Here is a 21,135-nt window from a genome sequence, read left to right as displayed (position 1 = left end):
CCCTGCCCGCCTCCGCCCGAGCCCCGGGGCACGGGCGATACCATTGCGGGTTCCGATCTCCGCATTTGCCAAGAGCGCCCCGCCATGAAAAACGCCACCGAATTCGCCCCCGGCCTTGTTGTCCAGGGCATCGAACCCCCGCTGTCCCTGTCCGCCTACAAACTCATCGCGTTCGACATGGACTCCACCCTCATCAACATCGAGTGCGTGGACGAGATCGCCGATGCCGCCGGCCGCAAGGCCGAGGTGGCCGCCATCACCGAAGCCGCCATGCAGGGCATCATCACCGACTACAAGGAAAGCCTGCGCCAGCGCGTGGCCCTGCTCAAAGGCGTGACGGTGCAGCACATGGAGCAGGTGTTCAGCGAGCGCCTGCGCTTCAACCCCGGCGCCCAGGAGCTGATCACCGCCGCCAAGGCCGCGGGCCTGACCACGCTGCTGGTCTCGGGCGGCTTCACCTTCTTTGCCGACCGTGTGAAGGCCGGGCTGGGCATCGACTTCGCCCGCTCCAACATGCTGGAGGTGGACAACGGCCAGCTCACCGGCCGCATGGTGGACCAGGCCTGGGGCGACATCTGCGACGGCGCGGAAAAGCGCCGCACGCTGCTGGAAGTGGCCTCGCTCATGGGCATTGCGCCATCCCAGGCCATCGCCGTGGGCGACGGCGCCAACGACCTGCCCATGATGGATGCCGCGGGCCTGTCGGTGGCCTACCACGCCAAGCCCGCCGTGCGTGCGCAGGCCAAGGTGGCCATCAACCAGGGCGGGCTGGACCGCCTGCTGGAAGTGCTGCGCTGATCCACAGTCCTTCGCCCGCGCATCGCCCCGCCATGCTCCGGTCCTTCTTCGCCCGCGCATGGTTCTCACTGCGCACTGGCTGGAAGCAGCACCTGGCCACCCTCGCGCTGGCGTGGATCGCCGTCGTGGCGGTGGACACCTGGCGCACGCGCGATCTGCCCCGGGGGCCCGCGCCCGATGCATTGCTGGTGATGGCATCCAACCCCACCGGCGCCACCACCACCCCGCCCGCCGGCACCACCCTGGCGCAATGGCGCGCGCAGCACCCCGGCCAGGCCGTGGCCCTGCATTTCTGGGCCGAATGGTGTGCGGTCTGCAAGCTGGAAGAGCCCGGCATCGCCAGCCTGTCCACCGACTGGCCCCTGCTGGGCGTGGCCATGCAATCGGGCAATGCCGAGCGGGTCGCGCAGGTGCAGCGCCAACGCGGCATGGCCTGGCCCACGGCGGTGGACCCGCAGGGCACGCTCTCGCGCAGCTGGGGCGTGCGCGCCGTGCCCGCGCTGGTGATCATCGACGCCCAGGGCCAGGTGCGGTTCGCCACCTCGGGCTATACGCCGCAATGGGCGATGCGCCTGCGCCTGTGGTGGGCGCAGACCATGCCGCAGTGGAATGCCATGCTCCCGAAATAATAGCTACCAACGCTTGAAGAATAAGCGCTAGCGGCCATTTTCATTCATATCCCTGGCGTGGCGAGCCCCTTGCCGCACCGGTCCGTCTGGCGCAGATCTTCAAGACGTGCCGCCCCTGCCTTTGCACACTGGCCTCCATACCACCACCGGAGGCCCGCATGCACATCACCCTGAACCAGCAACACCAGCCCGTGCCGCCCGGCTGGGAGGACGAACCCCTGCTCTGGCTGCTGCGCGAGCCGCTGGGCCTGGTCGGCACCCGCTTTGGCTGCGGCGTGGGCCAATGTGGCGCCTGCACGGTGCTCATTGACGGGGTGGCGCAGCGCGCCTGCCTGCACACCGCACGCGGGCTGCAGGGGCGCGCCGTCACCACCGTCGAAGGGCTGGCTGCGGGCGACGGCACGCTGCACCCCGTGCAACAGGCCTGGCTGGACCTGCGCGTGCCCCAGTGCGGCTACTGCCAGAGCGGCCAGATCATGGGCGCGGTGGCCCTGCTGCGCGCCACGCCCCGGCCCACCGATGCGCAGATCGACGCCGCCATGTCGGCCCACCTGTGCCGCTGCGGCACCCAGCACCGGGTGCGGGCGGCCATCCACCAGGCCGCCCAGGGCACCGCGCCATGAAGCGCCGCCAGTTTCTGGCCACCGCTGGCGCCGGGGCGCTCACGGTCACGCTGGCGGGCTGCTCGCTGGTGCCGGTGATCCCCCAGCGCCCCACCTCCACCGCCGATGACGCCCTGGGCTGGATACGCCACGAAGGCGGCCGCTACACGCTGTGGCTGCCCAGCACCGAGATGGGCCAGCAGATCAGCGCCGCGCTGCAGGGCCTGGCGGCCCAGGAGCTGGGCGTGCCGCCCGCGCAGGTGCACCTGCGGCTGCCCGCCACCACCGACATCGCCCGCATGCGCGCCACCGTGGGCAGCGCCAGCGTGCAGGATTTCGCCCTGCCGCTGGCACGCGCCTGCGCCACCCTGCGCGAGGCGCTGGCCCAGGGGCGGACCACGGGCACGCTCGGCGCGCGCGACATCCCTGCCAGCGCCCTGCGCAGCCTGCAGCCGCGCGCAGGCGCCCGGCCGCCCGCCGCCCCGGCCCCCGGCCAGCTGCACGCCATCGTCACGGGCCAGCCCCTGTTCGCGGGCGACACGCGCCTGCCCGGGCTGCTGTACGGACGCGTGCTGCGCGCACCGGTGTCGGCCGAGCTGACCTCGCACCCCCGGTCCTTCGACGAGGCCGCCGCGCGCGCCGACCCCGCCTGCGTGGCCGTGCTGCAAAGCCCCCGCCTGCGGCAGATGGGCAGCCGGGGCCTGGGCATCGTGGCGCGCACGCCCGCCGCGCTCGACCGCATCGAGGCCGCGCTAGCCGTGCAGTGGGAGGTGGATGGCGCCTTCGGGCAGCCAGCCATCGACGAGCGCATCGACATCGACCAGCACCTGCGCCGTGGCCGCCTGCAGCATGCCGTGCGCCAGGACGACGTGCCCGGGGACACCCTGTGGACGCTGGACCTGCGCATGGACATCCCGCTGGCCGCCCACGCTCCCATCGAGCCCCGCAGCGCCACTGCGCAGTGGATGCCGCAGGAAGGCGAAGGCCCCGCGCTGCGCGTCTGGGCCGGGACGCAGGACATGTTCTACATCCGCGACGTGCTCGCCCGCCAGCTCGGCCTGGAGGCGGGGCGCATCGCGGTGCAGGCCTGCCGCGTGGGTGGCGGCTTTGGCGGGCGCACGCTGTGCACGGTGGAGCTGGAAGCCGCCGTGCTCGCCCAGGCGGCGGGCGCGCCGGTCAAGGTGCAATGGAGCCGCGCGCAGGAATTTGCCCAGGGCTTCCAGCGCCCGCCGTCGAGCCACCGCATCCGCGCCCGCGTGCACCAGGGGCGCCTGACCCACTGGTGGCATGCCTTCGCCAGCAGCCACATCCTGTTCACGCCCGCCGCCATGCCGGTGTGGATGCAACGCCTGGCCGACCTGGCGGGCGACAGCGGCGTGGCGCGCGGCGCGCAGTTGCCGTATGGCGTGCCCCGGCAGCGCATCGAATTCACCGCCGCCCGGCTGCCCGTGCACACGGGCCCCTGGCGCGGCCTGGGCGCGGGGCCCAACACCCTGGCCGTGGAAAGCGCCATGGACGAATGCGCGCGCCTCGCGGGGGCCGACCCGCTGGACTGGCGCCTGCGCCACACCTCGGACACGCGCCTTGGCGCCGTGCTGGCGCAAGCCGCCAGCCACGCGCGCTGGGGCGAACGCCCCCGCAGCGACGCCACCACGCTGCGCGGCCGCGGCATCGCGGGCGGTATCTACAAGGGCTTGAGCTACGCCGCCGCCGTGGCCGATGTGGAGGTGCACCGGGGCACGGGCGAGGTGCGCGTGACCGCGATCTGGTGCGCCCACGACTGCGGCCTCGTCCTGCAGCCCGATGGCGTGCGCGCCCAGACCGAGGGCAACCTCGTCTGGTGCCTGGGCATGGTGCTGCTGGAGCAAGTCCCCGTGGCGCGTTCGGGCGTGGCGGCGGCCACCTTCGCCGACTACCCGCTGCCGCGCATGGGCGACGTGCCGCCGCTGCACGTGCACCTGGTGGACAGCCGCGAGCCCCCGACGGGCGCCGGCGAGACCGCCATAGTCGCAGGGGCGGGGGCCATCGCCAACGCGCTGCGCGACGCCACCGGCGTGCGGTTCACCCGCCTGCCCGTGCGCCGCGCGGACGTGCAACACGCGCTGGCCCCGCGCTAGGCCGCGCGGGCACAATCCGGCCCCATGCAAGACTTCGCCAGCGCCGCCATGGTCCGCCTGCTGGTGCGCGCCATGCACGCGCACGGCCTGGCGCCGCCGCCCGCGCCCCATGGCCTGCACGGCGGTCCCCAGGGCAGCCGCGTGCCCCTGGCCTGCAAGCGCGCGGTGGTGGAAGCCATCCTGCGGCAGGGCGGGCCCGCGATGCTGCTGCGGCTGGCCCAGCGGGTGGACCTGCTGCAAGGCGACCCCGTGCACCGGGCCCTGATGGGCGCCGCCGACATGGCCGCCCTGCTCGCCCGCTGGCAACGCCTGGAGCGCTACGTCCACTCCCGCCATCAGGTCAGCGTGCAGGCCCTGGGCCCAGGGCGCCTGCAACTGCGCCATCATGCACGCGCTGGCGTGGCCCAGCCGCCCCTGCCCACCGAAAGCCTCGCCGTGCTGGGTGTGCTGCTGGGCGCCGGAAAGGCCCTGGGCGTGCGCGCACTGGGAGTGGAGATGGCTGCGTCCCGCCTGCGATGGGATGCCGATGACCGGCGGGGAGGGGGACTGGACGGGGACCTGGACGGACGGCTCGCGCAACTCATGGCGCACGGCAAGGTGGACCAGTGGGTGCTGCACTGGCAAGCCAGCGGCGCACGCGCCCCCGAGGCACCACCGCCGAGTGCCGCCACCGGCCTGTGCGACCCCCTGCCCTGGCCGCCCCTCGCGCATGCGCTTGCCCGCCATGTGCTGCAAGACCCCGCCGCCCCGCACACCGTGGATGCGCTGGCGCGCCAGGCGGGGCTCGCGCGCCGCAGTCTGCAAAGGGCCTTGTCAGGCACCGGCCTGAGCTGCCGCAGCATCGTGGCGGAGGCCCGGGCCCGCGCCGCCGCGCAGTGGCTGCTGCAGGAGCGCCACGGCCTGGCGGAGATCGGTTTTGCCTGCGGCTTCGCGGACCAGCCGCATTTCACGCGCGAATTCGCGCGCCATGTGGGCCTGACCCCCGCCCGCTACCGGCAGGCGTTCGGGGAGCCGGTGCAAACCCCTCGGTGACTATGTTTTTAATAGCACCTTGCGCTTGACAGTAAAGCGCCACAGCCCTTTTTCGCTCAGAATTCAACCCCATCCGGCGCGGCCCGCCGCGCGGCCCCGTTGCGAGGCACAGCCACGGTGGGCAGGGCGCCGAAGCCCAGGGCGGCGGCCTGTGGCGCCATCAGATCCTCCAGCGTCACGCCATCGAGCACCGCCAGGTAGGCCTGCATGGCCTGCCACAGCACGCCCTTGAGGCGGCAATGGCTGCTCAGGCGGCACTGGTTGGTGGCGGGGTCGAAACACTCCACCAGATTGAAATCCGTCTCGGTGGCCCGCACCACCGCGCCAATGTTGATGGTGCCCGCAGGCCGCATCAGCCGCATGCCGCCTCCCCGGCCGCGCGTCGTCTCCAGCAACCCCTGGGCGGACAGCTGCTGCACGATCTTCATCAGGTGGCTGCGCGAGATGCCGTAGCCCTGCGCCACCTCGGTGATGGTCACCGGCTGCTGGCGGCCTTCGGTGGCAGCGCAGTACATGAGCACCCGCAGCGTGTAGTCGGTCCATTGGGTCAGGCGCATGGGATTTGCCCCAGGTCAATTAAAAGATGCATCTACCGAGAATTTTATTGGATAAAATATTCACATCAAATGAATCTTTAAAGGATCGCCATGAACGCCCGCGTTGATCACCTGCAAACCGCCCACCCCGCACACGCGCCCCTCGGCGCGGATCAGCAGATCGGCCAGATTGCCGTGCAGCTGCCCGGCGCCACAGCGGTGTTCCGGCGGCTCAAGCTCGACTTCTGCTGCGGCGGGCAGGTCAGCCTGGCCCATGCCGCCGCCGAGAAGGGGCTGGACGCCCATGCCGTCCTGGCGGAACTGGCGGCCCTGCAGCGCAGCGACGCCTTGCCCGAAGCCGCCTCGCCCGGCGCGCTCATCGACCACATCCTGGCGCGCTACCATGAGGTGCACCGCGCCCAGTTGCCCGAACTGATCCGCATGGCCCGCCGCGTGGAAGCCGTGCACCGCGACAACCCCATGGTGCCTGCTGGGCTGGCCGACCTGCTGGAAGACATGCACGGTGAACTGCTTTCGCACATGGCCAAGGAAGAACAGGTGCTGTTTCCGATGCTCAAGGCCGGGGGCAACCCCTTCGTGGGCCAGCCCATCGGCATGATGCGTGCCGAGCACGTGGACCATGGCGCCGCGCTGGACAAGCTCAACGCCCTGACCAACGACGCCACGCCCCCCCAGGGCGCCTGCAACACCTGGCGCGCCCTGTATGCGGGCATCGCCCAGCTGGGTGACGACCTCATCAACCACATCCACCTCGAAAACAACGTGCTGTTCCCGCCGTTCGAGGCAGGTGCGGCGGCCCCCTCGCAGGGTTGCGGTTCGTCGGGCTGCGGCTGCAGCTGAGCGGGAGCCGCACGGCCATGAGCGATCCGGCAGCCACGCCCCCCGGGAAGGCCTCGGCACCCAGCGTGCAGAGCATCACGCAACTGGTGCATGGCTTTTACGCCGATGTGCGGGCCGACCCGCTCCTGGGGCCCGTTTTCGACAAGGCACTGCACGGCCAGTGGGAGAACCACCTGCAGCGGCTTGTCGATTTCTGGAGCACGGTGGCGCTGGGCACGCGCAGCTTCCGCGGCGATGTCTTCGGCAAGCACATGGCGCTGGACGGCGTCACGCCAGCCCACTTCGCCGCCTGGGTGAGGCTGTGGCAGCACCACACGGAGCGCCTGTTCACGCCCGAGGTGGCGGACAGCCTGCAGGTGGCGGCGCATGGCATCGCGCGCAACCTGTTCCGGGGCTATTTCGGCAGCGACCCGGCCTTTGTGCCGCCGCGCGAAGACGACGGGCACGGCCCACGGCGGGCCGGCGGCTGACCCCGCGCTCGGGGCGATGGTCCGTGTTGCGGGTGCCCCGCGAACCCGGCCTTACTTGCCCTTGGTACCGGGCGTAAAGAACAGGGCCACGCCCACCGCGATCAGCGCGACCGGCCACCATACCCGCAGCAACTCGCGCAGGCTGATGCTGATCAGCCCCAGATTGGTCAGCAGAAAAAACACGCCCAGCACGACCAGGACGATCGCCGCAATATTGCCCTTCATGTGCATTCCCTCGGAGTGGTGAGTTGGTATCGAAGGCGATTATGGCGGCACGCAGACTCCCCAGGAGACACGAAGGCTCAATGCCGTGAAGCTGGCCGCCGCCGTGCCACTGGTGGCTCCCTGTGTCCGCCAGCCGGTTGTTTTGATCTCTATGCGCCAGCCCGGCGATACCCTCCCACCGGAGGCGCCAATGGCATTCCCCCAAGCCCATAGAACGGGTGGGAGTTCATACTGAGGCTCTCAGAAAAATCAGGAGAACAACATGACCCAGAACGCAGACATCGTCCTTGCACGAGGGCTCTATCGAGCCAGCGAACTCGCCTCGAAACAAGTGATAGAAGCCCAGAGCCTGGCGAAAGATCTGTTCCCCGGAGCCGACCACTCACGCGCCGATATTCTCGCTATCGCGCAACTCATTGCGATCAACTACGCCAGCTTGCACAGCAGCACAGGCCAGCACAAGGGCTGAGGGGCGCACAGAACCACTTCCGGGGTGAGGCCTGTGGCCGGTGCAAGGACCGGCACGGGCTCGGCAGGTCTTCGCATGCCCTCGCCAATTCCTGGGCCCATGCTGGTCGCGCAGCAGGCAGGCAGGCGTGCGCCCCGCGCGACCAGCGATCAAGTGTTCAGTTCGCGCGCCCCACGCAACGGTTTGAGCAGGTGTGACAAACCGTTGTGGTCGATCTCGTGCATCAGCGCCAGCAGTTGCCCCAGTTCGCCTTTGGGGAAACCCTCGCGCGCGAACCAGTTCAGGTAGTTGCCCGGCAGATCGGCCAGCACCGTTCCCTTGTACTTGCCATAGGGCATCTCCAGGGTGACCAGGCGCTGCAGTTTTTCGGGATCCATCGTGGTGCGGTGCCTTCTTTTCGTTTCAGGGGGCCTCAGCCTCCCGTGCGCTTGACCTTGTGGCCCAGCTTCTGGAGGGCGACCATCACGCGCTCCACATGGTCACCCTGCACTTCGATCACACCGTCCTTCACCGTCCCGCCGCTGCCGCAGGCGGCCTTGAGCTGCTTGCCCAGCTGCTCCAGCGCGGCACCGTCCACGAGCACGCCCTTGACCAGCGTCACGGCCTTGCCGCCGCGCCCCTTGGTTTCGCGCGACACGCGCACGATGCCGTCCCCCGTGGGCAAGGGTTTGTTCTGCTGGCAGGTGCACTGCGCCACGGGCTGGCGGCAGCCCGGGCACATGCGGCCGGAGTCGGTGGAATACACCAGGCCGCCCAGGTCGGCAAACGACTTCATGGCTTTTTACCTTCCACCTCTTGCTGCAGCATGTGGAAGTTGAGCAACCGCGTGGCCAGCAGCGTCTCGGTCAGGAAACACACCAGCGCCAGCAAGAACGACGCGACTCCCGCCAGGAAGCCCGCCACCGCCAGCCGGTTGGACTGGAAGTTGGTGGTCTCGCCCAGGAACAGCAGGATGATGGTGGTGCCGATCAGGAACGCGCAGAACGTGAGCAGCCCGATGCACCCGTTGGCCAGCCGCCCGCGCAGCCGCAGATCTGCCAGCTCGCTGTAGGCGCGGGCCAGAAACTCGGGCTCGGTGTTGGCACGGGCGCGGTCTTCCACCACGCGGGCCCGGTCGATGATGCGGGCCAGCCGGCCCGCGACGGCGCCGATCATGCCGGACACGGCCGTGAGCAAAAACACGGGCGCCACCGCCAGCTGGATGCCGTGGGTGATGGCGGAGGAATCAAGGGTAAGGGCCATGGTGCGGGGAAAGACAAGGGAAAAACCGGCGAACCGCCGGTGCCTGATTATCAGGGCGGTGGCCACCCACGGGGCCCGCCGCAAGGCCCGGCACGCCAGCGCGCCGAGGCGGCGCACGGGCCCCGAGGGCAACTGCGGCGACAATCCCCCCATCTTTCCCCGTTCGCGCTGTCGTGCGTCCGCTTTCAACGCCGCTCCAGCGCTGCCTCCATGCCCTTTGCCTCCCTCGGTCTGTCCCCTGCCCTTGTCCACGCTGCCGAAAAGGCGGGTTTCGTGGCGCCCACGCCCATCCAGGCGGGCGCCATTCCAGCCGTCCTGCAAGGCGCTGACCTGCTGGGCGCCGCGCAGACGGGTTCGGGCAAGACGGCCGCTTTCGCCCTGCCCCTGCTGCAGCAGTTGCAACTGGGCGCCACCGGCGGCCCGCGCAGGGTGCGCGCCCTGGTGCTGGTGCCCACGCGCGAGCTGGCCGCCCAGGTGGGCGAGGTGCTGCGCAGCCTGGCCCAGCACCTGCAGCAGCCGCTGAAGATCGCCATCGTGTTCGGCGGCGTGTCGATCAACCCGCAGATGCTGGGGCTGCGCGGCGGCGCCGACATCGTGGTGGCCACGCCGGGCCGCCTGCTGGACCTGGTGGAGCACAACGCGCTGCGGCTGTCCGCCGTGGCGCACCTGGTGCTCGACGAGGCCGACCGCCTGCTGGACCTGGGCTTCGCCGAAGAGCTGGCGCGCGTGCTGGCCCTGCTGCCCGCCCAGCGGCAGAACCTGTTCTTTTCAGCCACCTTTCCCGCCGCCGTGCAGGCGCTGGCCGACGGCCTGCTGAAAAACCCGGTGCGCGTGGAAGTGCCCCACACCCCGGGCAACGAGCCCGCCATCGAGCAGCGCGCCATCGCGGTGGATGCCGCCCGCCGCACCCAGCTGCTGCGGCACCTGGTCAAGGAGCACGGCTGGCCGCGCGTGCTGGTGTTCGTGGCCACGCAGTACGCGGCCGAGCATGTGGCCGAAAAGCTGTACAAGGCCGGCATTTTCGCCAGTCCCTTTCACGGCGGCCTGAGCCAGGGCGCGCGCAAGCAGGTGCTGCAGGAGTTCAAGGACGAACGCTGGCAGGTGGTGGTGACCACCGACCTGGCCGCGCGCGGCATCGACATCGCGCAGCTGCCGGCCGTGGTGAACTACGACCTGCCCCGCTCGGCCGTGGACTATGTGCACCGTATCGGCCGCACGGGCCGCGCGGGCGAGAGCGGTGTGGCCGTGAGCTTCGTGACGGCCGATGCCGAAGCGCACTTCCGGCTCATCGAAAAACGCCAGCACCTGAGCCTGCCGCGCGAGCAGATTGCGGGCTTTGAGCCCACCGAGGCCCCCGCACCGGCCTCGGCCGCCGACCCCCAGGGCACCGGCGGCATCAAGGGAAAGCGGCCCAGCAAGAAGGACAAGCTGCGCGCTGCGGCGGCCGCAGACAAAAAAGGCTCCTAGAAGGAGCCTGTCGAACACCCGCGGGGGCTCCTGGCCGCCCGCTCGCCACGGCCCGGGGTCAAGCCCCTTCGCCGGCCTCGTCCATGCCGCCGCCGTCCTGGCCGGACGGGGCCCCGGGCTCGCCCGCGGGCCGGGGCGTGCGCTTGCCGGGCCTGGCGACGATCTCCACATGGAACTGCGGGCCGCCTTCTGCCGCCACTTCGTTGATGAGCCCGGTCAAGGCCGACAGGTGCGCCGCGGCGGCGTCTTCCCTGGTCCGGCCGAACTGGCAGTCAAAGTCCCAGAAGTCAGCGCCTTCGGGCAGCTCGCGGCGCCGTTCGCGCTTGATGTACTTGCGGATTTCGTGCTTGACGGCATCCAGAACGCGGTCGCGGTTCTTGCCTTCAACGTGGAGTTGGAAAGTTTTTCTCATGGGCGATGGTACCGCCTGTGACAAACATCGATTCCCACCGGCCCACCCCGGTGCCACAATGGGGCATTACCTTTTGTTACGTCACGCCGATGTTCAACGACCTCCGTCTGCTGCAACTGCTGCCAGCGGCTGTACTGGTCACCCAGGGGGGCATCATCCGCTTTGCCAACGCCGCCGGCCTGGATCTCCTGGAGGCACCGGGCCCGGACAGCCTCATCGGCAGGCCCTCGGACGACTTCGTGCATCCCATGGACCGCGTGCGCTCCAACCACCGTGTCCAGCAGGTCACAGTGCCCGGGCAGGGAGGACGGCCCAACAAGCCGTCGGAGTTCCGCATCCGCACGCTGCGGGGCAACCTGCGCATGGTGCTGATCAGCAGCGTGGCGGTGGAGTGGCAGGGCGCCCCCGCCGTGCTGATGTGCGGCCTGGACATGACGCACCAGAGCGAGATCGAGGACCAGCTGCGCGAAAGCGAACAGAACTTCCGCCGCCTGTTCGAGAACATGCAGGACGTGTACTACCGCACGGACGCCAAGGGTGTCGTGCAGCACGTGGGCCCGGGCGTGCGGCGCGTGCTGGGCTATGAGCCCCACGAGATCGAGGGCCGCACCGCCGAGTCGTACTACCCGCACAGCTCCGACCGCGACGCGTTCAAGGCCGCCATCGTGGAAAAAGGCGAGGTGTCGGACTTTCCCGGCCAGATGGTGCGGCGCGACGGGCAGGTGATCGACATCTCCATCAGCAGCCACGCGCTGTACGACCATGCGGGCAACTTCGCGGGCGTGGAGGGCATCTACCGCGACGTGACGCAGCGCAAGAACCTGGAGCGCGAGCTGCAGCGCCTGGCCACCACCGACATGCTGACGGGGATGGCCAACCGCCGCGCGTTCCTGGAATGCGCCGAATCGGTGTACGCGCGCTCGCGCAGCAACGGCGAGCCGCTCGCGCTGCTCATGCTGGACCTGGACCACTTCAAGTCCATCAACGACCGCTTTGGCCACCTGGAGGGCGACCGCGCGCTGGTGGCGTTTGCCCAGGCCGTCAAGAGCCAGCTGCGCGCCAGCGACACGGTGGGCCGGCTGGGGGGCGAGGAGTTTGGCGTGCTGCTGCCGCTGACCGCGCTGGCCGAGGGCATGGAAGTGGCCATGCGCATTCTCCAGAGCATCCGCGCGCTGCGCCTGGCCGACGAGGCGGGCCACGGCTATGGCATCACCGCCAGCCTGGGGCTGGGCGCCTTCCGGCAAAGCGACCGCAGCCTGCGCGACATGCTGGACCGTACCGACCAGGCGCTGTACCTGGCCAAGCACCAGGGGCGCAACCAGATCGCGTCCCTCGACGTGGCCGCCCCGCAAGAGCCGCCACCGGCCCCGCGCTGAGAAGGCGCACCGGGGCAGCGCCCGCCTCCCGGTGCTTCACAGGCGCAGCCGCTCCTGCTGCAGGTTCCACAGGCAGGCGGCGCTTTTGAGCAGCATCTCCATCGCCATCTCCGAACCACTGCTGGACAGCTCCAGGCCGTCGATGACCATGGCCAGCTGCGAAATGGAGTCCTCGGGGCTCGAAGCGCCTCCCGTGCGCGCCACCTCGGCAATGGCAATCAGTACATCGGTCCTGTTCATGGAAAGGGCTCCGTCCTAGCGCGGCACCGTGGCCAGGCGCTTGTGCGCCGCCTGGGGCCGTGGCGGTGCCGCCAGAAGCTGCCGCGCACCGCCCGATGGTTGCGGCGCCGTCCCGTCCACCGCCGCGGCGGCGCCGTCTGGGGCAAGGCGGAACTGGTGGATCACTTCCAGCAGCCGCCGCACCTGGTGCTTCATGCCCGTGGACGCCGACGAGCTGTCATCCACCAGCGCCGCATTTTTCTGCGTCGCGGCGTCAAGCTGGCGCACGGCTTCACCGATCTGCGCGATGCCCCGGGACTGCTCCTGGCCGGCGTCCCGGATCTCGCTGATGAGCTCCACCACCTGATCGACATGCCGCACCGTATTGGCCACGCGCTCGCCCGCCTGGCCGACCAGCGCCGAGCCCCGCTCGACCCCATCCACGCTCGCCGTGATCAGCCCCCGGATTTCGCGCGCCGCCGTGCTGCTGCGCTGCGACAGCCCCCGCACTTCCCCGGCCACGACGGCGAAGCCCCGCCCCTGCTCCCCCGCGCGGGCGGCCTCGACGGCCGCATTGAGGGCCAGCAGGTTGGTCTGGAACGCGATGTCGTCGATCACCTTGATGATGTCCGTGATCTTTTGCGACTGGACATGGATCTCCTGCATGGTGGCGATGACATTGCGCATCACGCTGCCGCCTTCGTTCGCGACCTTGCTGGCCTCCTGCGCCAGGTGGGTGGCGCGGTGGGCGTTGTCGGTGTTGTGCTGCACCGTGATGGTGAGCTGCTCCATGGAGGCAGCCGTCTCCTGCAGATTGGAGGCCTGCGTCTCCGTGCGGCGGGCCAGGTCTTCGGTGCCCCCCGCGATCAGCACGGCCTCCTGCGCCACCGACTCGGTGCTCTCGCGCACTTCGGTGATGACGCGCACCAGCTGCTGGTTCATCTCGCGCAGCGCCCCCAGAAGCTCCGCCGTCTCGTCGGCACCGCGCACCTCGATCTGCGCGCTCAGGTCGCCTCCGGCCACCGTCCGCGCCAACGCCACGGCCTGCCGCAGCGGATGCGAGATCGACCGGGTGATGACCCATGCCATCGCCGTGCCCGCCAGCAGCGCCAGCACGGTGGCCGCCAGCATCCACACATGGATGGTTTCGCTCATCTGCCGGGCCGCACCGAACTCCGCGTCCGCCAGGCTGATCTGCAACGCCACCAGCTGTTCCACGGCATCCTGCACCTTCGCGGCCTGGGGCCGGATCTGGCTGATGTAGAGCTCGGAGCCATCGTCGTACTTGCCCGCCACCAGCGCCGCGGCCGCGGGAATCAGCCCCTTGTCCAGGTACGCGGCATTGGCCTGCGCGAAGGCCCGGGCCAGCGCCTGCTCCTGCTCGCCGAGGGGTTTGGCGGTGTAGGACTTCCACAGGGCCCGGATTCGCTCCACGTTCGCGGACAGCGCCGCATGGCTTGCCTGCAGATTGCTGGTGCCGGGGTCCATCAGCATGTCCATCACGAGCACGCGGTTGCGCTGGGTCAGGTGGCTGATCTCGGCCAGCACGCCCATGGGCACCGTGCGGTCCCCATACAGCGCCGCGCTGCGCTCCGTCAGGCGCTTGGCGCCACTGATGCCGCCAGCCGCCAGCGCGGAGATCAGCAGCAGAAGCACTGCAAATGCCAGGGCCAGCCTGGTGCCAATTTTCATTTTCTGAAGCATCTGGAATCCTCTTGAATGGCCACCGGAGACGACCCCGGGCACCCAGAAGATACTAATTGTTTCAAATGACAGAACCGTGACCAATAGATAATCAAGGCCCAAACGGAAGTATTGACACATCCTCCACCGAAGAACAGGGCAATTCGAACACGGATATTCATGGCCACCCTATAATCCGCCGAATCCCCGCCACATCCGGCAGCCAACCGGGAATTCGATGCAAGGCACGGGTACGCTTGATGCCACTGGGGTCATTCAATAAATTATCATGATGATCATTCTTGGATATTTCCGATTATCTCCACGCATTATTCACCACTGCATTTTCTCTCCGCAGAAATAAAAACACCTCCACGCGCAGGCAAAATAAAACCCATGGAAATCGAATTCAAGTTCTGCATTCCTCCCGAGCGCCTGGCGGCCGTGCAGGCGGCCGCGCGCCGGGGCCCGTGCGCGTCCATCCGCATGGAGGCCCGCTACTTCGACACGCCCGATGGCGCGCTGGCGGCCCGCGGCATCGCGCTGCGGCTGCGCCGCGAAGGCGACCTGTGGGTGCAGACCGTCAAGGCCCTGGGTGACGGCCCCCTGGACCGGGAGGAGCACAACGTGGACCGGGGCCCGGCCCACGCCGCGGGCCCCGCCCCCGAGCCCCACCCCGCACTGCATGCCGGCACCCTGGCGGGCACCCGGCTGCTGCACGCGCTGCAGGGCGCCAGCGGCCCCCTGGCCGAAACCTATGGCACCGCCATGGACCGCGTGACGCGGGACATCGCCTTCAAGGGCGGCGTGGTGGAGCTGGCCCTGGACACCGGGCAGGTCATCGCCCACCGTGGCACGCCGCAGCAGAAAGAGGCGCGCATCTGCGAGCTGGAGCTGGAGCTCAAGACCGGGCCGGTATCAGGCCTGGCGGCCATCGCCGCCCGGTGGGCCACACGGCACGGGCTGTTTTTGAGCACGGTGTCCAAGGCGGAGCGCGGCGAGCGGCTGCTGGCCGCGCAATGGGCCCGGCCCGCCACCAAGGCCGCCCCCCTGCGTGCCAGCGGCCAGCGCAAGCACTTTTTGCAGGGGCGCGGCCTGCAGCGCGTGGTGGTGGCGCACTGCCTCCAGCAGATCCTGGGCAATGCCAGCGAGATCGTGGAAGGCGGGGGCGACGAGGAACATGTGCACCAGCTGCGCATCGGCATCCGCCGGCTGCGCACGGCCTTGCGCGAGTTGGCGCCGTTGGCCCCCGGCGCGTTCGACCCCGCCTGGGAGCCACCGCTGGTGGAGGTATTCCAGCGCCTGGGCCAGCTGCGCGACCGGGGCCAGGCGCTGCAGGCCATCGTCGCCGACATGCGCGATGCGGGCGCGCCTGCGCTGGAGGTGCGTGCGGCGGCGGACCAGGCTCCCGCCGCCGCCATCATCGCGCGCACGCCCGCGTTCCAGGCGGCACTCATCGCCCTCATGGCGTTCACGGCCCGGGGCCGCGATGACGCGTCGGCGGCCGGGGACCAAGGCCTGGAGGCCCGGGACACCCGCCGCCTGCTGCAAAAGCGATTGCACCGCCTGCACGCCAGGGTGCGCCAGGGGGCCCAGGGCTTTGCAGCCCTGCCGGTGGATGAGCAACACCGCCTGCGCAAGCGCCTCAAGCGCTTGCGCTATCTCACGGAGTTCGTGGCGCCTGCGCTGGACGCCGAAGGGGAATCTTTCCTCGACAGCCTGCAGCCCGCGCTGGCGGCCCTGGGCCGGCTGAACGATGAACGCGTGGCCAGCGTGCTGTATGGCGACATCGCCGCCACCGACCCGAAGGCCTGGTTTGGCGTGGGCTGGCTGGCTGCGCGGCAGGCACTGACCGTGGCTGCCTGCGACGAGGCCCTGGGCCACATTGCCGAAATGCCCCGCCTGCACAAGACGGGCAAGCGCTGAGAGGCCGGCACGCAGGCGGAGGGGCCCGGCCTCTGGGCGCGGGCACGTCGGGGCTCCAGGGCCCGCACGGCACAATGGGCCCATGACGGCACCACCCCCTCCCCGGCACCCCCACCCGCCTTCGCGCGCCGCCCACCACGCCACCCCCGGCAAAGACCAGATCGCCCTGCTGGAACCCTTCGAGCGCCTGGGCACCGACCGCATCGCCCTCGTCTCCACCCCGGAGCAGGCCGACAAGGCCTGCGATGCCCTGGCGGCGGCCAGCGCGTGGGGGTTCGACACCGAATCCAAGCCCACCTTCGTGCAGGGCGAACAGTCCGACGGGCCCCACATCGTGCAGCTGGCCACGCTCGACACCGCCTGGGTCTTCCAGCTGCACGACCCCGGCTGCCGCGCGCGCGTGGCCGAGCTGCTGGCCCTGCGCGGCGTGACCAAGGCGGGCTTTGGCCTGGGGGACGACACCAAACGCATCCAGCACAAGCTGGGCGTGCAGCCGGCCGATGTGCTGGAACTCAACACCGTGTTCCGCCAGCGCGGCTATCGCAAGGACATGGGTGTGAAGGGCGCGGTGGCCGTGCTGTTCAACCGGCGCTTCATCAAGTCCAAGAAGGCCGCCACCTCGAACTGGGCCAACGCCCGGCTGACGGAGGCCCAGCTGGTCTACGCGGCCAACGATGCGTGGGCCGCGCTGCGGGTGTTCAATGCACTCGAGAGTTCTGCCGCGCAGCGGGGGACATCGGCCGTCGGCCAGACACTATCAAAATAATAGCTGCCAGCGCTTTCCTATCCAGCGCTGGCGGCCTGTTTTTCTTAAAAACCGGCTTCACTCGCCTTACAAGCGCGCCGCCAGCCGCGCCGCCTGGTCGATGGCGCGCTTGGCATCCAGCTCGCCCGCCTCCAGCGCGCCGCCGATGCGGTGCGGCTTGCGGCCCGTGGCCTCCAGCGCCTGCGCCAGGCTGAAAAGGGGCACCTGTCCCGCGCACAGCACCACGGTGTCGCAAGGGATCCAGGCCGGGTCCTCGCGCTTGTCGCCGTAGGACACCAGCAGCCCCTCGTCGGCGATGCGCTCGTAGTTCACGCCGCTCACCATCTGCACTTCTTTCATCTTGAGCGTGGTGCGGTGGATCCAGCCCGTGGTCTTGCCCAGGCCCGCGCCCAGCTTGCCCTTCTTGCGCTGCAGCAGCGTCACCTGCCGCGCGGGGGGCGTGGCGCGCGGGCCCGAGGGGGCCAGGCCACCGCGCGCCTCGGCGGGGTCGGTGATGCCCCACTCGGCCTTCCAGGCCGGCAGGTCGAGCGTGGTGGAAGGGTGCTCGCCATGCGTGAGGTACTCGGCCACGTCAAAGCCGATGCCCCCCGCGCCGATGATGGCCACGCGCTCGCCCACCGGCTTGCCGTGGCGCAGCACGTCGATGTAGCTGAGCACCTTGGCGTGGTCCTGGCCAGGGATCTGCGGGTCGCGCGGCAGCACGCCCGTGGCGATCACCACCTCGTCGAAGCCCTCCAGGTCGCAGGCCTGCACCACGCGGTTCAGGTGCAGCTGCACGCCCGTGTCCTCCACCCGCGTGGCCAGGTAGCGCAGCATCTCGTGGAACTCCTCCTTGCCCGGCACCACCTTGGCCATGTTGAGCTGGCCGCCGATGGCGGGCGCGGCGTCGAACAGGTGCACCTCGTGCCCCCGTTCGGCCGCCACCGTGGCCGCCGTCAGGCCGGCGGGCCCGGCGCCCACCACGGCGATGCGCTTGCGTGCGGACGGTGTGGCGATGGGCCGGTAGACCAGTTCCGTCTCGTGGCAGGCGCGCGGGTTCACCAGGCAGCTGCTGGTCTTGTTCTGGAACACATGGTCCAGGCAGGCCTGGTTGCAGGCGATGCAGGTGTTGATGCGGTCGGCCCGGCCCTCTGCCGCCTTCTTCACGAAGGCGGCGTCGGCCAGCAGCGGACGCGCCATCGACACCATGTCGGCGCAGCCATCCGCCAGCACCTGCTCGGCCACCTCGGGCGTGTTGATGCGGTTGGACGTGACCAGCGGCGTGGCAATGCCTGCCGCCGCGAACTCGGCCTTCATCTTCTGCGTGACCCAGGCGAACGCCGCGCGCGGCACGCTGGTGGCAATCGTGGGCACGCGCGCTTCGTGCCAGCCGATGCCGGTATTGACGATGTTCGCGCCACCGGTGGCCACGGCCTTGCCCAAGGTGACGATCTCGTCCCAGGCGCTGCCGCCGGGCACCAGGTCGATCATCGACAGGCGGTAGATGATGATGAAGTCCGGCCCCACGGCCTCGCGCATGCGGGCCAGGATCTCCACCGGCAGGCGCATGCGGTGGCTGTAGTCGCCGCCCCAGGCGTCGCTGCGCAGGTTGGTGGTTTGCGAGAGGAACTGGTTGATGAAGTAGCCCTCCGAGCCCATCACCTCCACGCCGTCGTAGCCTGCCTCGCGCGCCTTCACGGCACAGTTGACGAACGCGCGGATCTGGCGCTCCACCCCGCGCGCCGACAGCGCGAACGGCGTGAACGGCGAGATGGGCGACTGCAGGCGCGAGGGTGCCACGGCCAGCGGGTGGTAGGCATAGCGGCCGGTGTGCAGGATCTGCAGCGCGATCTTGCCGCCGGCGCCGTGCACCGCGTCGGTCACCACCCGGTGGCGCCGGGCGGCACCCGAGGTCGCCAGCGTGCCCGCGAAGGGCTTGGCCCAGCCCGCGATGTTGGGAGCAAAGCCGCCCGTCACGATCAGTCCCACATCCCCCTCGGCCCGCTCGCGGAAGTACGCCGCCATGCGCGTGAGGTCGCGCCCGTCCTCCAGGCCGGTGTGCATGGAGCCCATCAACACGCGGTTTTTGAGGGTGGTGAAACCCAGGTCAAGCGGCGCGAGCAAGTGCGGGTACAAGGCGGCACCGGGCATGGATGCAGCGGCTGCAGGGGCGGCAATGGGGGAAGGATGCATGGAAATCGTGGACTAGAAGTATTTTCTAGAACTTTATTCTAGAATCACATTCCATGGCAAGCCGCAATTCCCCGCCCCCCACCTCATCCCCTGCCGAGGCCGCCACCGACCGCCGCCAGGACATCCTGAACGCCGCCCTCGCCTGCGCGGCCGAAGGCGGCGTGGATGCTGTCACCATCGACGGGGTGCGCGCCCGCTGCGGGGCCAGCGTCGGCAGCATTTATCACCACTTCGGCAACCGCGACGGCATCGTGGCGGCGCTGTTCTTCGACATCTTTCACGACCAGTCGCGCAGCGTGCAGGCGCAGCTGGATGCCGCCCAGGGCGTCGAGGCGGGCGTGTCGGCCCTGGTCACGGGCTATCTGGACTGGGCGGTGGCACAACCCGAGCGGGCACGTTTCCTGTTCCAGGCGCGCGGCGCCGTGGCCGCAGGCCCGCGCACCGCCGACCTGGCCGAGGCGGCGCGGGGCCGCAACCAGGCGCTGGTGGCCTGGTTCGAGCCGCACCGCCAATCGGGCGCGCTGCGCGACCTGCCTTGCGAACTGATGCCGTCGCTGGTCATGGGCCCGGTGCAGAGCTATTGCAGGGCGTGGCTGTCGGGCAACGCTGGCCAGGGCGGCCTGCCCTCGCCCACCACGTACCGCGCGGAGTTGGCGGATGCGGCCTGGCGGTCCGTGAAAGCCTAGATCGCTAGATCAGTAATGCGGCGGCAGCTCGTCGCGCAGGTTGCGCGGGCCGTTCGAGCCGCCCTCGGGCGCCTGCTGGCGCAGCTGGATGACCTCGTGCGTCAACCGATCGATCAGTTGCTGCTGCTGGTAGATGGTCATGTTCAGCTGGTCCAGCAGGTCTTCGGTGAAGCTGGCCTTGATCTCCAGGCTTTCCAGGCGCTGGAGAATCTGGGCGAGATCGTTGGCGTCCGACATCGACGCTTCAGAGGGCCTGGCCGAGGCGCGCCACGCCTTCGCGGATCTTTTCCACGTCGGCCGTCGCGAACGACAGGCGCAGCGTGGCGTGGTCGGGGTTGGCGCAGAAGAACGGCGTGCCGGGCACGAAGGCCACGCCCTTTTCAATCGCGCGCTGGGCCAGCACATTGCCGTCGGCCACCTTGCCACCCGCGCCCGTGAGGCGCGCCCACACGAACAGGCCGCCCTGGGGCTGCACGAACTCGATGGCGCCGCCCAGCTCCTTGCGGAGCGCATCGCCCATGGCCTGGGCGCGTTCGGCATACACCTTGCGCACGTTCGCCAGCGTGCCGGGCATGCGGCCGGCCTTGAGGTATTGGGCGGCCGTGGCCTGGGCGAAGGTGCTGGTGTGCGCATCGCTGAACTGCTTGCACATGGTGGCCTTGGCCAGCAGCTCGGCCGGGGCAATCATCCAGCCCACGCGCAGGCCGGGTGACAGCACCTTGCTCAAGCTGCCGCAGTGCACCAGCAGCTCGCGGCTGCCGGGCACGCTGGCCGACAGGTTGAGCAGGCTGGGGGGCGGTGCGTCGCCGAAGTACAGGTCGCCGTAGGGGTCGTCCTCGACGATCAGGGTGTTGTGCTTCACGGCCATCTCCAGCACGGCCTTGCGGCGCTCCAGACTCAGCATGGCGCCGCTGGGGTTGCCGAAGGTGGGGATGAGGTAGACGAACTTGGGCTTGTGTTCGGCGATGAGCTTTTCCAGCTCGTCGGTCTTCACGCCGTTGCCGTCGATGGGCGCGCTGATGAGTTCGGCGCCGTACAGGCGAAAGCACTGGATGGTGGCCAGGAAGGTCGGGCCTTCCACGATGACCTTGTCGCCGGGACTGATGAGGGTCTTGCCCAGCAGGTCCAGCGCCTGCTGGCTGCCGGTGGTGACGATGAGGTTGTCGGCCGCCACGTCCTGGGCGCCCTTGCTGGCCATGAAGGCGGCCAGTTGCTCGCGCAGGGGGTTGTAGCCTTCGGTCGCGCCGTACTGCAGCGCGGCGCCGGGTTCTTCGGCCAGGGCGGCGTTGCTGGCAGCGCGGATGCCTTCCACGTCGAACATCGCGCTGTCGGGGAAGCCACCCGCGAAGCTGATGATGCCGGGCTTGCCCAGCAGCTTGAAAAGCTCACGGATGGCGGAGGTTTCTACATTGTTCAGGCGGTCGGCGAATTGCATGGCGTGGACAAA

At 69.7% G+C, this 21,135-nt stretch carries 24 protein-coding genes; 13 read left to right on the top strand and 11 right to left on the bottom strand.

Features of this window, described 5'->3' with window-relative positions:
- Nucleotides 1-84 precede the first annotated feature (84 nt).
- The 5 genes from serB to ACAM51_RS25000 all read left to right on the top strand — a co-directional run bounded on the left by serB (nucleotide 85) and on the right by ACAM51_RS25000 (nucleotide 5,178).
- Nucleotides 85-798, top strand: a complete 714-nt coding sequence (serB, locus tag ACAM51_RS25020) for a phosphoserine phosphatase SerB (protein ID WP_218294204.1) — start codon at nucleotides 85-87, stop codon at nucleotides 796-798.
- A 32-nt stretch (nucleotides 799-830) separates the two neighbouring features.
- Nucleotides 831-1,427, top strand: coding sequence for a redoxin domain-containing protein (locus tag ACAM51_RS25015; RefSeq protein WP_369642220.1), 597 nt, complete (start codon nucleotides 831-833; stop codon nucleotides 1,425-1,427).
- A gap of 158 nt (nucleotides 1,428-1,585) precedes the next feature.
- Entirely contained in the window at nucleotides 1,586-2,050 is a 465-nt protein-coding gene (locus ACAM51_RS25010; RefSeq protein WP_218294202.1) for a (2Fe-2S)-binding protein, read from the top strand.
- The gene (locus tag ACAM51_RS25005) at nucleotides 2,047-4,146 is read left to right on the top strand and encodes a molybdopterin cofactor-binding domain-containing protein (protein WP_369642219.1); all 2,100 of its coding nucleotides are present in this window, start codon (nucleotides 2,047-2,049) and stop codon (nucleotides 4,144-4,146) included. The genes ACAM51_RS25010 and ACAM51_RS25005 overlap by 4 nt, the downstream gene beginning before the upstream one ends.
- A gap of 24 nt (nucleotides 4,147-4,170) precedes the next feature.
- Nucleotides 4,171-5,178 carry a helix-turn-helix transcriptional regulator gene (locus ACAM51_RS25000; protein ID WP_369642218.1) on the top strand — a complete coding sequence of 336 codons (1,008 nt, stop codon included), beginning with the start codon at nucleotides 4,171-4,173 and terminating at the stop codon, nucleotides 5,176-5,178.
- A 56-nt stretch (nucleotides 5,179-5,234) separates the two neighbouring features.
- Here the strand turns inward: ACAM51_RS25000 and ACAM51_RS24995 are convergent, their stop codons facing one another.
- On the bottom strand, nucleotides 5,235-5,735 hold the full coding sequence (locus ACAM51_RS24995; RefSeq protein WP_218294199.1) for an Rrf2 family transcriptional regulator: 501 nt from the start codon (nucleotides 5,733-5,735) through the stop codon (nucleotides 5,235-5,237).
- Between the two features lie 90 nt (nucleotides 5,736-5,825).
- Here ACAM51_RS24995 and ytfE point away from each other — a divergent pair, with 90 nt between their 5' ends.
- Complete coding sequence (ytfE, locus tag ACAM51_RS24990; RefSeq protein ID WP_218340835.1) at nucleotides 5,826-6,575, top strand: iron-sulfur cluster repair protein YtfE; 750 nt, start codon at nucleotides 5,826-5,828, stop codon at nucleotides 6,573-6,575.
- 17 nt (nucleotides 6,576-6,592) lie between these two features.
- Nucleotides 6,593-7,045, top strand: coding sequence for a group III truncated hemoglobin (locus tag ACAM51_RS24985; RefSeq protein WP_218340834.1), 453 nt, complete (start codon nucleotides 6,593-6,595; stop codon nucleotides 7,043-7,045).
- 51 nt (nucleotides 7,046-7,096) lie between these two features.
- Here the strand turns inward: ACAM51_RS24985 and ACAM51_RS24980 are convergent, their stop codons facing one another.
- The gene (locus ACAM51_RS24980; RefSeq protein WP_218294196.1) at nucleotides 7,097-7,270 is read right to left on the bottom strand and encodes a DUF5668 domain-containing protein; all 174 of its coding nucleotides are present in this window, start codon (nucleotides 7,268-7,270) and stop codon (nucleotides 7,097-7,099) included.
- Between the two features lie 262 nt (nucleotides 7,271-7,532).
- Between ACAM51_RS24980 and ACAM51_RS24975 the strand changes: the two genes are divergently transcribed.
- Nucleotides 7,533-7,739, top strand: coding sequence for a hypothetical protein (locus ACAM51_RS24975; protein ID WP_369642217.1), 207 nt, complete (start codon nucleotides 7,533-7,535; stop codon nucleotides 7,737-7,739).
- A gap of 149 nt (nucleotides 7,740-7,888) precedes the next feature.
- On the opposite strand, the gene ACAM51_RS24970 is transcribed toward ACAM51_RS24975, so the two are convergent.
- The 3 genes from ACAM51_RS24970 to ACAM51_RS24960 are packed head-to-tail and all read right to left on the bottom strand — an operon-like array spanning nucleotide 7,889 to nucleotide 8,981.
- Nucleotides 7,889-8,116, bottom strand: coding sequence for a DUF3820 family protein (locus ACAM51_RS24970; RefSeq protein ID WP_218294194.1), 228 nt, complete (start codon nucleotides 8,114-8,116; stop codon nucleotides 7,889-7,891).
- Nucleotides 8,117-8,151: 35 nt separating this feature from the next.
- On the bottom strand, nucleotides 8,152-8,514 hold the full coding sequence (locus ACAM51_RS24965; RefSeq protein WP_369642216.1) for a translation initiation factor Sui1: 363 nt from the start codon (nucleotides 8,512-8,514) through the stop codon (nucleotides 8,152-8,154).
- Nucleotides 8,511-8,981, bottom strand: coding sequence for a DUF2721 domain-containing protein (locus ACAM51_RS24960; RefSeq protein WP_218294192.1), 471 nt, complete (start codon nucleotides 8,979-8,981; stop codon nucleotides 8,511-8,513). Before ACAM51_RS24960 ends, ACAM51_RS24965 begins: the two co-directional genes overlap by 4 nt.
- A gap of 210 nt (nucleotides 8,982-9,191) precedes the next feature.
- On the opposite strand from ACAM51_RS24960, the gene ACAM51_RS24955 reads away from it, so the two are divergent.
- Complete coding sequence (locus tag ACAM51_RS24955) at nucleotides 9,192-10,448, top strand: DEAD/DEAH box helicase (protein WP_369642215.1); 1,257 nt, start codon at nucleotides 9,192-9,194, stop codon at nucleotides 10,446-10,448.
- 58 nt (nucleotides 10,449-10,506) lie between these two features.
- Here the strand turns inward: ACAM51_RS24955 and ACAM51_RS24950 are convergent, their stop codons facing one another.
- Nucleotides 10,507-10,860: a DUF6172 family protein gene (locus ACAM51_RS24950; protein WP_218340830.1), complete on the bottom strand. Its 354-nt coding sequence runs from the start codon at nucleotides 10,858-10,860 to the stop codon at nucleotides 10,507-10,509.
- Between the two features lie 89 nt (nucleotides 10,861-10,949).
- Here ACAM51_RS24950 and ACAM51_RS24945 point away from each other — a divergent pair, with 89 nt between their 5' ends.
- Nucleotides 10,950-12,236 (top strand): GGDEF domain-containing protein, encoded by a 1,287-nt coding sequence (locus ACAM51_RS24945; protein ID WP_218294189.1) that lies wholly within the window; start codon nucleotides 10,950-10,952, stop codon nucleotides 12,234-12,236.
- Between the two features lie 36 nt (nucleotides 12,237-12,272).
- On the opposite strand, the gene ACAM51_RS24940 is transcribed toward ACAM51_RS24945, so the two are convergent.
- Both ACAM51_RS24940 and ACAM51_RS24935 read right to left on the bottom strand, forming a co-directional pair.
- Nucleotides 12,273-12,476, bottom strand: coding sequence for a hypothetical protein (locus tag ACAM51_RS24940; protein WP_218294188.1), 204 nt, complete (start codon nucleotides 12,474-12,476; stop codon nucleotides 12,273-12,275).
- 15 nt (nucleotides 12,477-12,491) lie between these two features.
- Nucleotides 12,492-14,147: a methyl-accepting chemotaxis protein gene (locus ACAM51_RS24935; RefSeq protein ID WP_255591399.1), complete on the bottom strand. Its 1,656-nt coding sequence runs from the start codon at nucleotides 14,145-14,147 to the stop codon at nucleotides 12,492-12,494.
- A gap of 387 nt (nucleotides 14,148-14,534) precedes the next feature.
- Between ACAM51_RS24935 and ACAM51_RS24930 the strand changes: the two genes are divergently transcribed.
- Nucleotides 14,535-16,064, top strand: coding sequence for a CYTH and CHAD domain-containing protein (locus tag ACAM51_RS24930; protein ID WP_369642214.1), 1,530 nt, complete (start codon nucleotides 14,535-14,537; stop codon nucleotides 16,062-16,064).
- An 82-nt stretch (nucleotides 16,065-16,146) separates the two neighbouring features.
- Nucleotides 16,147-16,830 (top strand): 3'-5' exonuclease, encoded by a 684-nt coding sequence (locus tag ACAM51_RS24925; protein ID WP_369642213.1) that lies wholly within the window; start codon nucleotides 16,147-16,149, stop codon nucleotides 16,828-16,830.
- 66 nt (nucleotides 16,831-16,896) lie between these two features.
- Here ACAM51_RS24925 and ACAM51_RS24920 read toward each other — a convergent pair whose 3' ends face one another.
- Nucleotides 16,897-18,960: an FAD-dependent oxidoreductase gene (locus ACAM51_RS24920; RefSeq protein WP_369643888.1), complete on the bottom strand. Its 2,064-nt coding sequence runs from the start codon at nucleotides 18,958-18,960 to the stop codon at nucleotides 16,897-16,899.
- Nucleotides 18,961-19,055: 95 nt separating this feature from the next.
- Here ACAM51_RS24920 and ACAM51_RS24915 point away from each other — a divergent pair, with 95 nt between their 5' ends.
- Entirely contained in the window at nucleotides 19,056-19,688 is a 633-nt protein-coding gene (locus ACAM51_RS24915) for a TetR/AcrR family transcriptional regulator (RefSeq protein WP_369642212.1), read from the top strand.
- A 9-nt stretch (nucleotides 19,689-19,697) separates the two neighbouring features.
- On the opposite strand, the gene ACAM51_RS24910 is transcribed toward ACAM51_RS24915, so the two are convergent.
- Nucleotides 19,698-19,925, bottom strand: coding sequence for a SlyX family protein (locus ACAM51_RS24910; RefSeq protein WP_369642211.1), 228 nt, complete (start codon nucleotides 19,923-19,925; stop codon nucleotides 19,698-19,700).
- A 7-nt stretch (nucleotides 19,926-19,932) separates the two neighbouring features.
- Nucleotides 19,933-21,123 (bottom strand): PLP-dependent aminotransferase family protein, encoded by a 1,191-nt coding sequence (locus ACAM51_RS24905; RefSeq protein WP_218294182.1) that lies wholly within the window; start codon nucleotides 21,121-21,123, stop codon nucleotides 19,933-19,935.
- Between the last annotated feature and the right edge of the window lie 12 nt (nucleotides 21,124-21,135).

It is taken from the genome of Acidovorax sp. A79, assembly GCF_041154505.1.
Taxonomy (GTDB): Bacteria; Pseudomonadota; Gammaproteobacteria; order Burkholderiales; family Burkholderiaceae_C; genus Acidovorax.
This window is presented reverse-complemented; position numbering and strand designations above follow the sequence as displayed.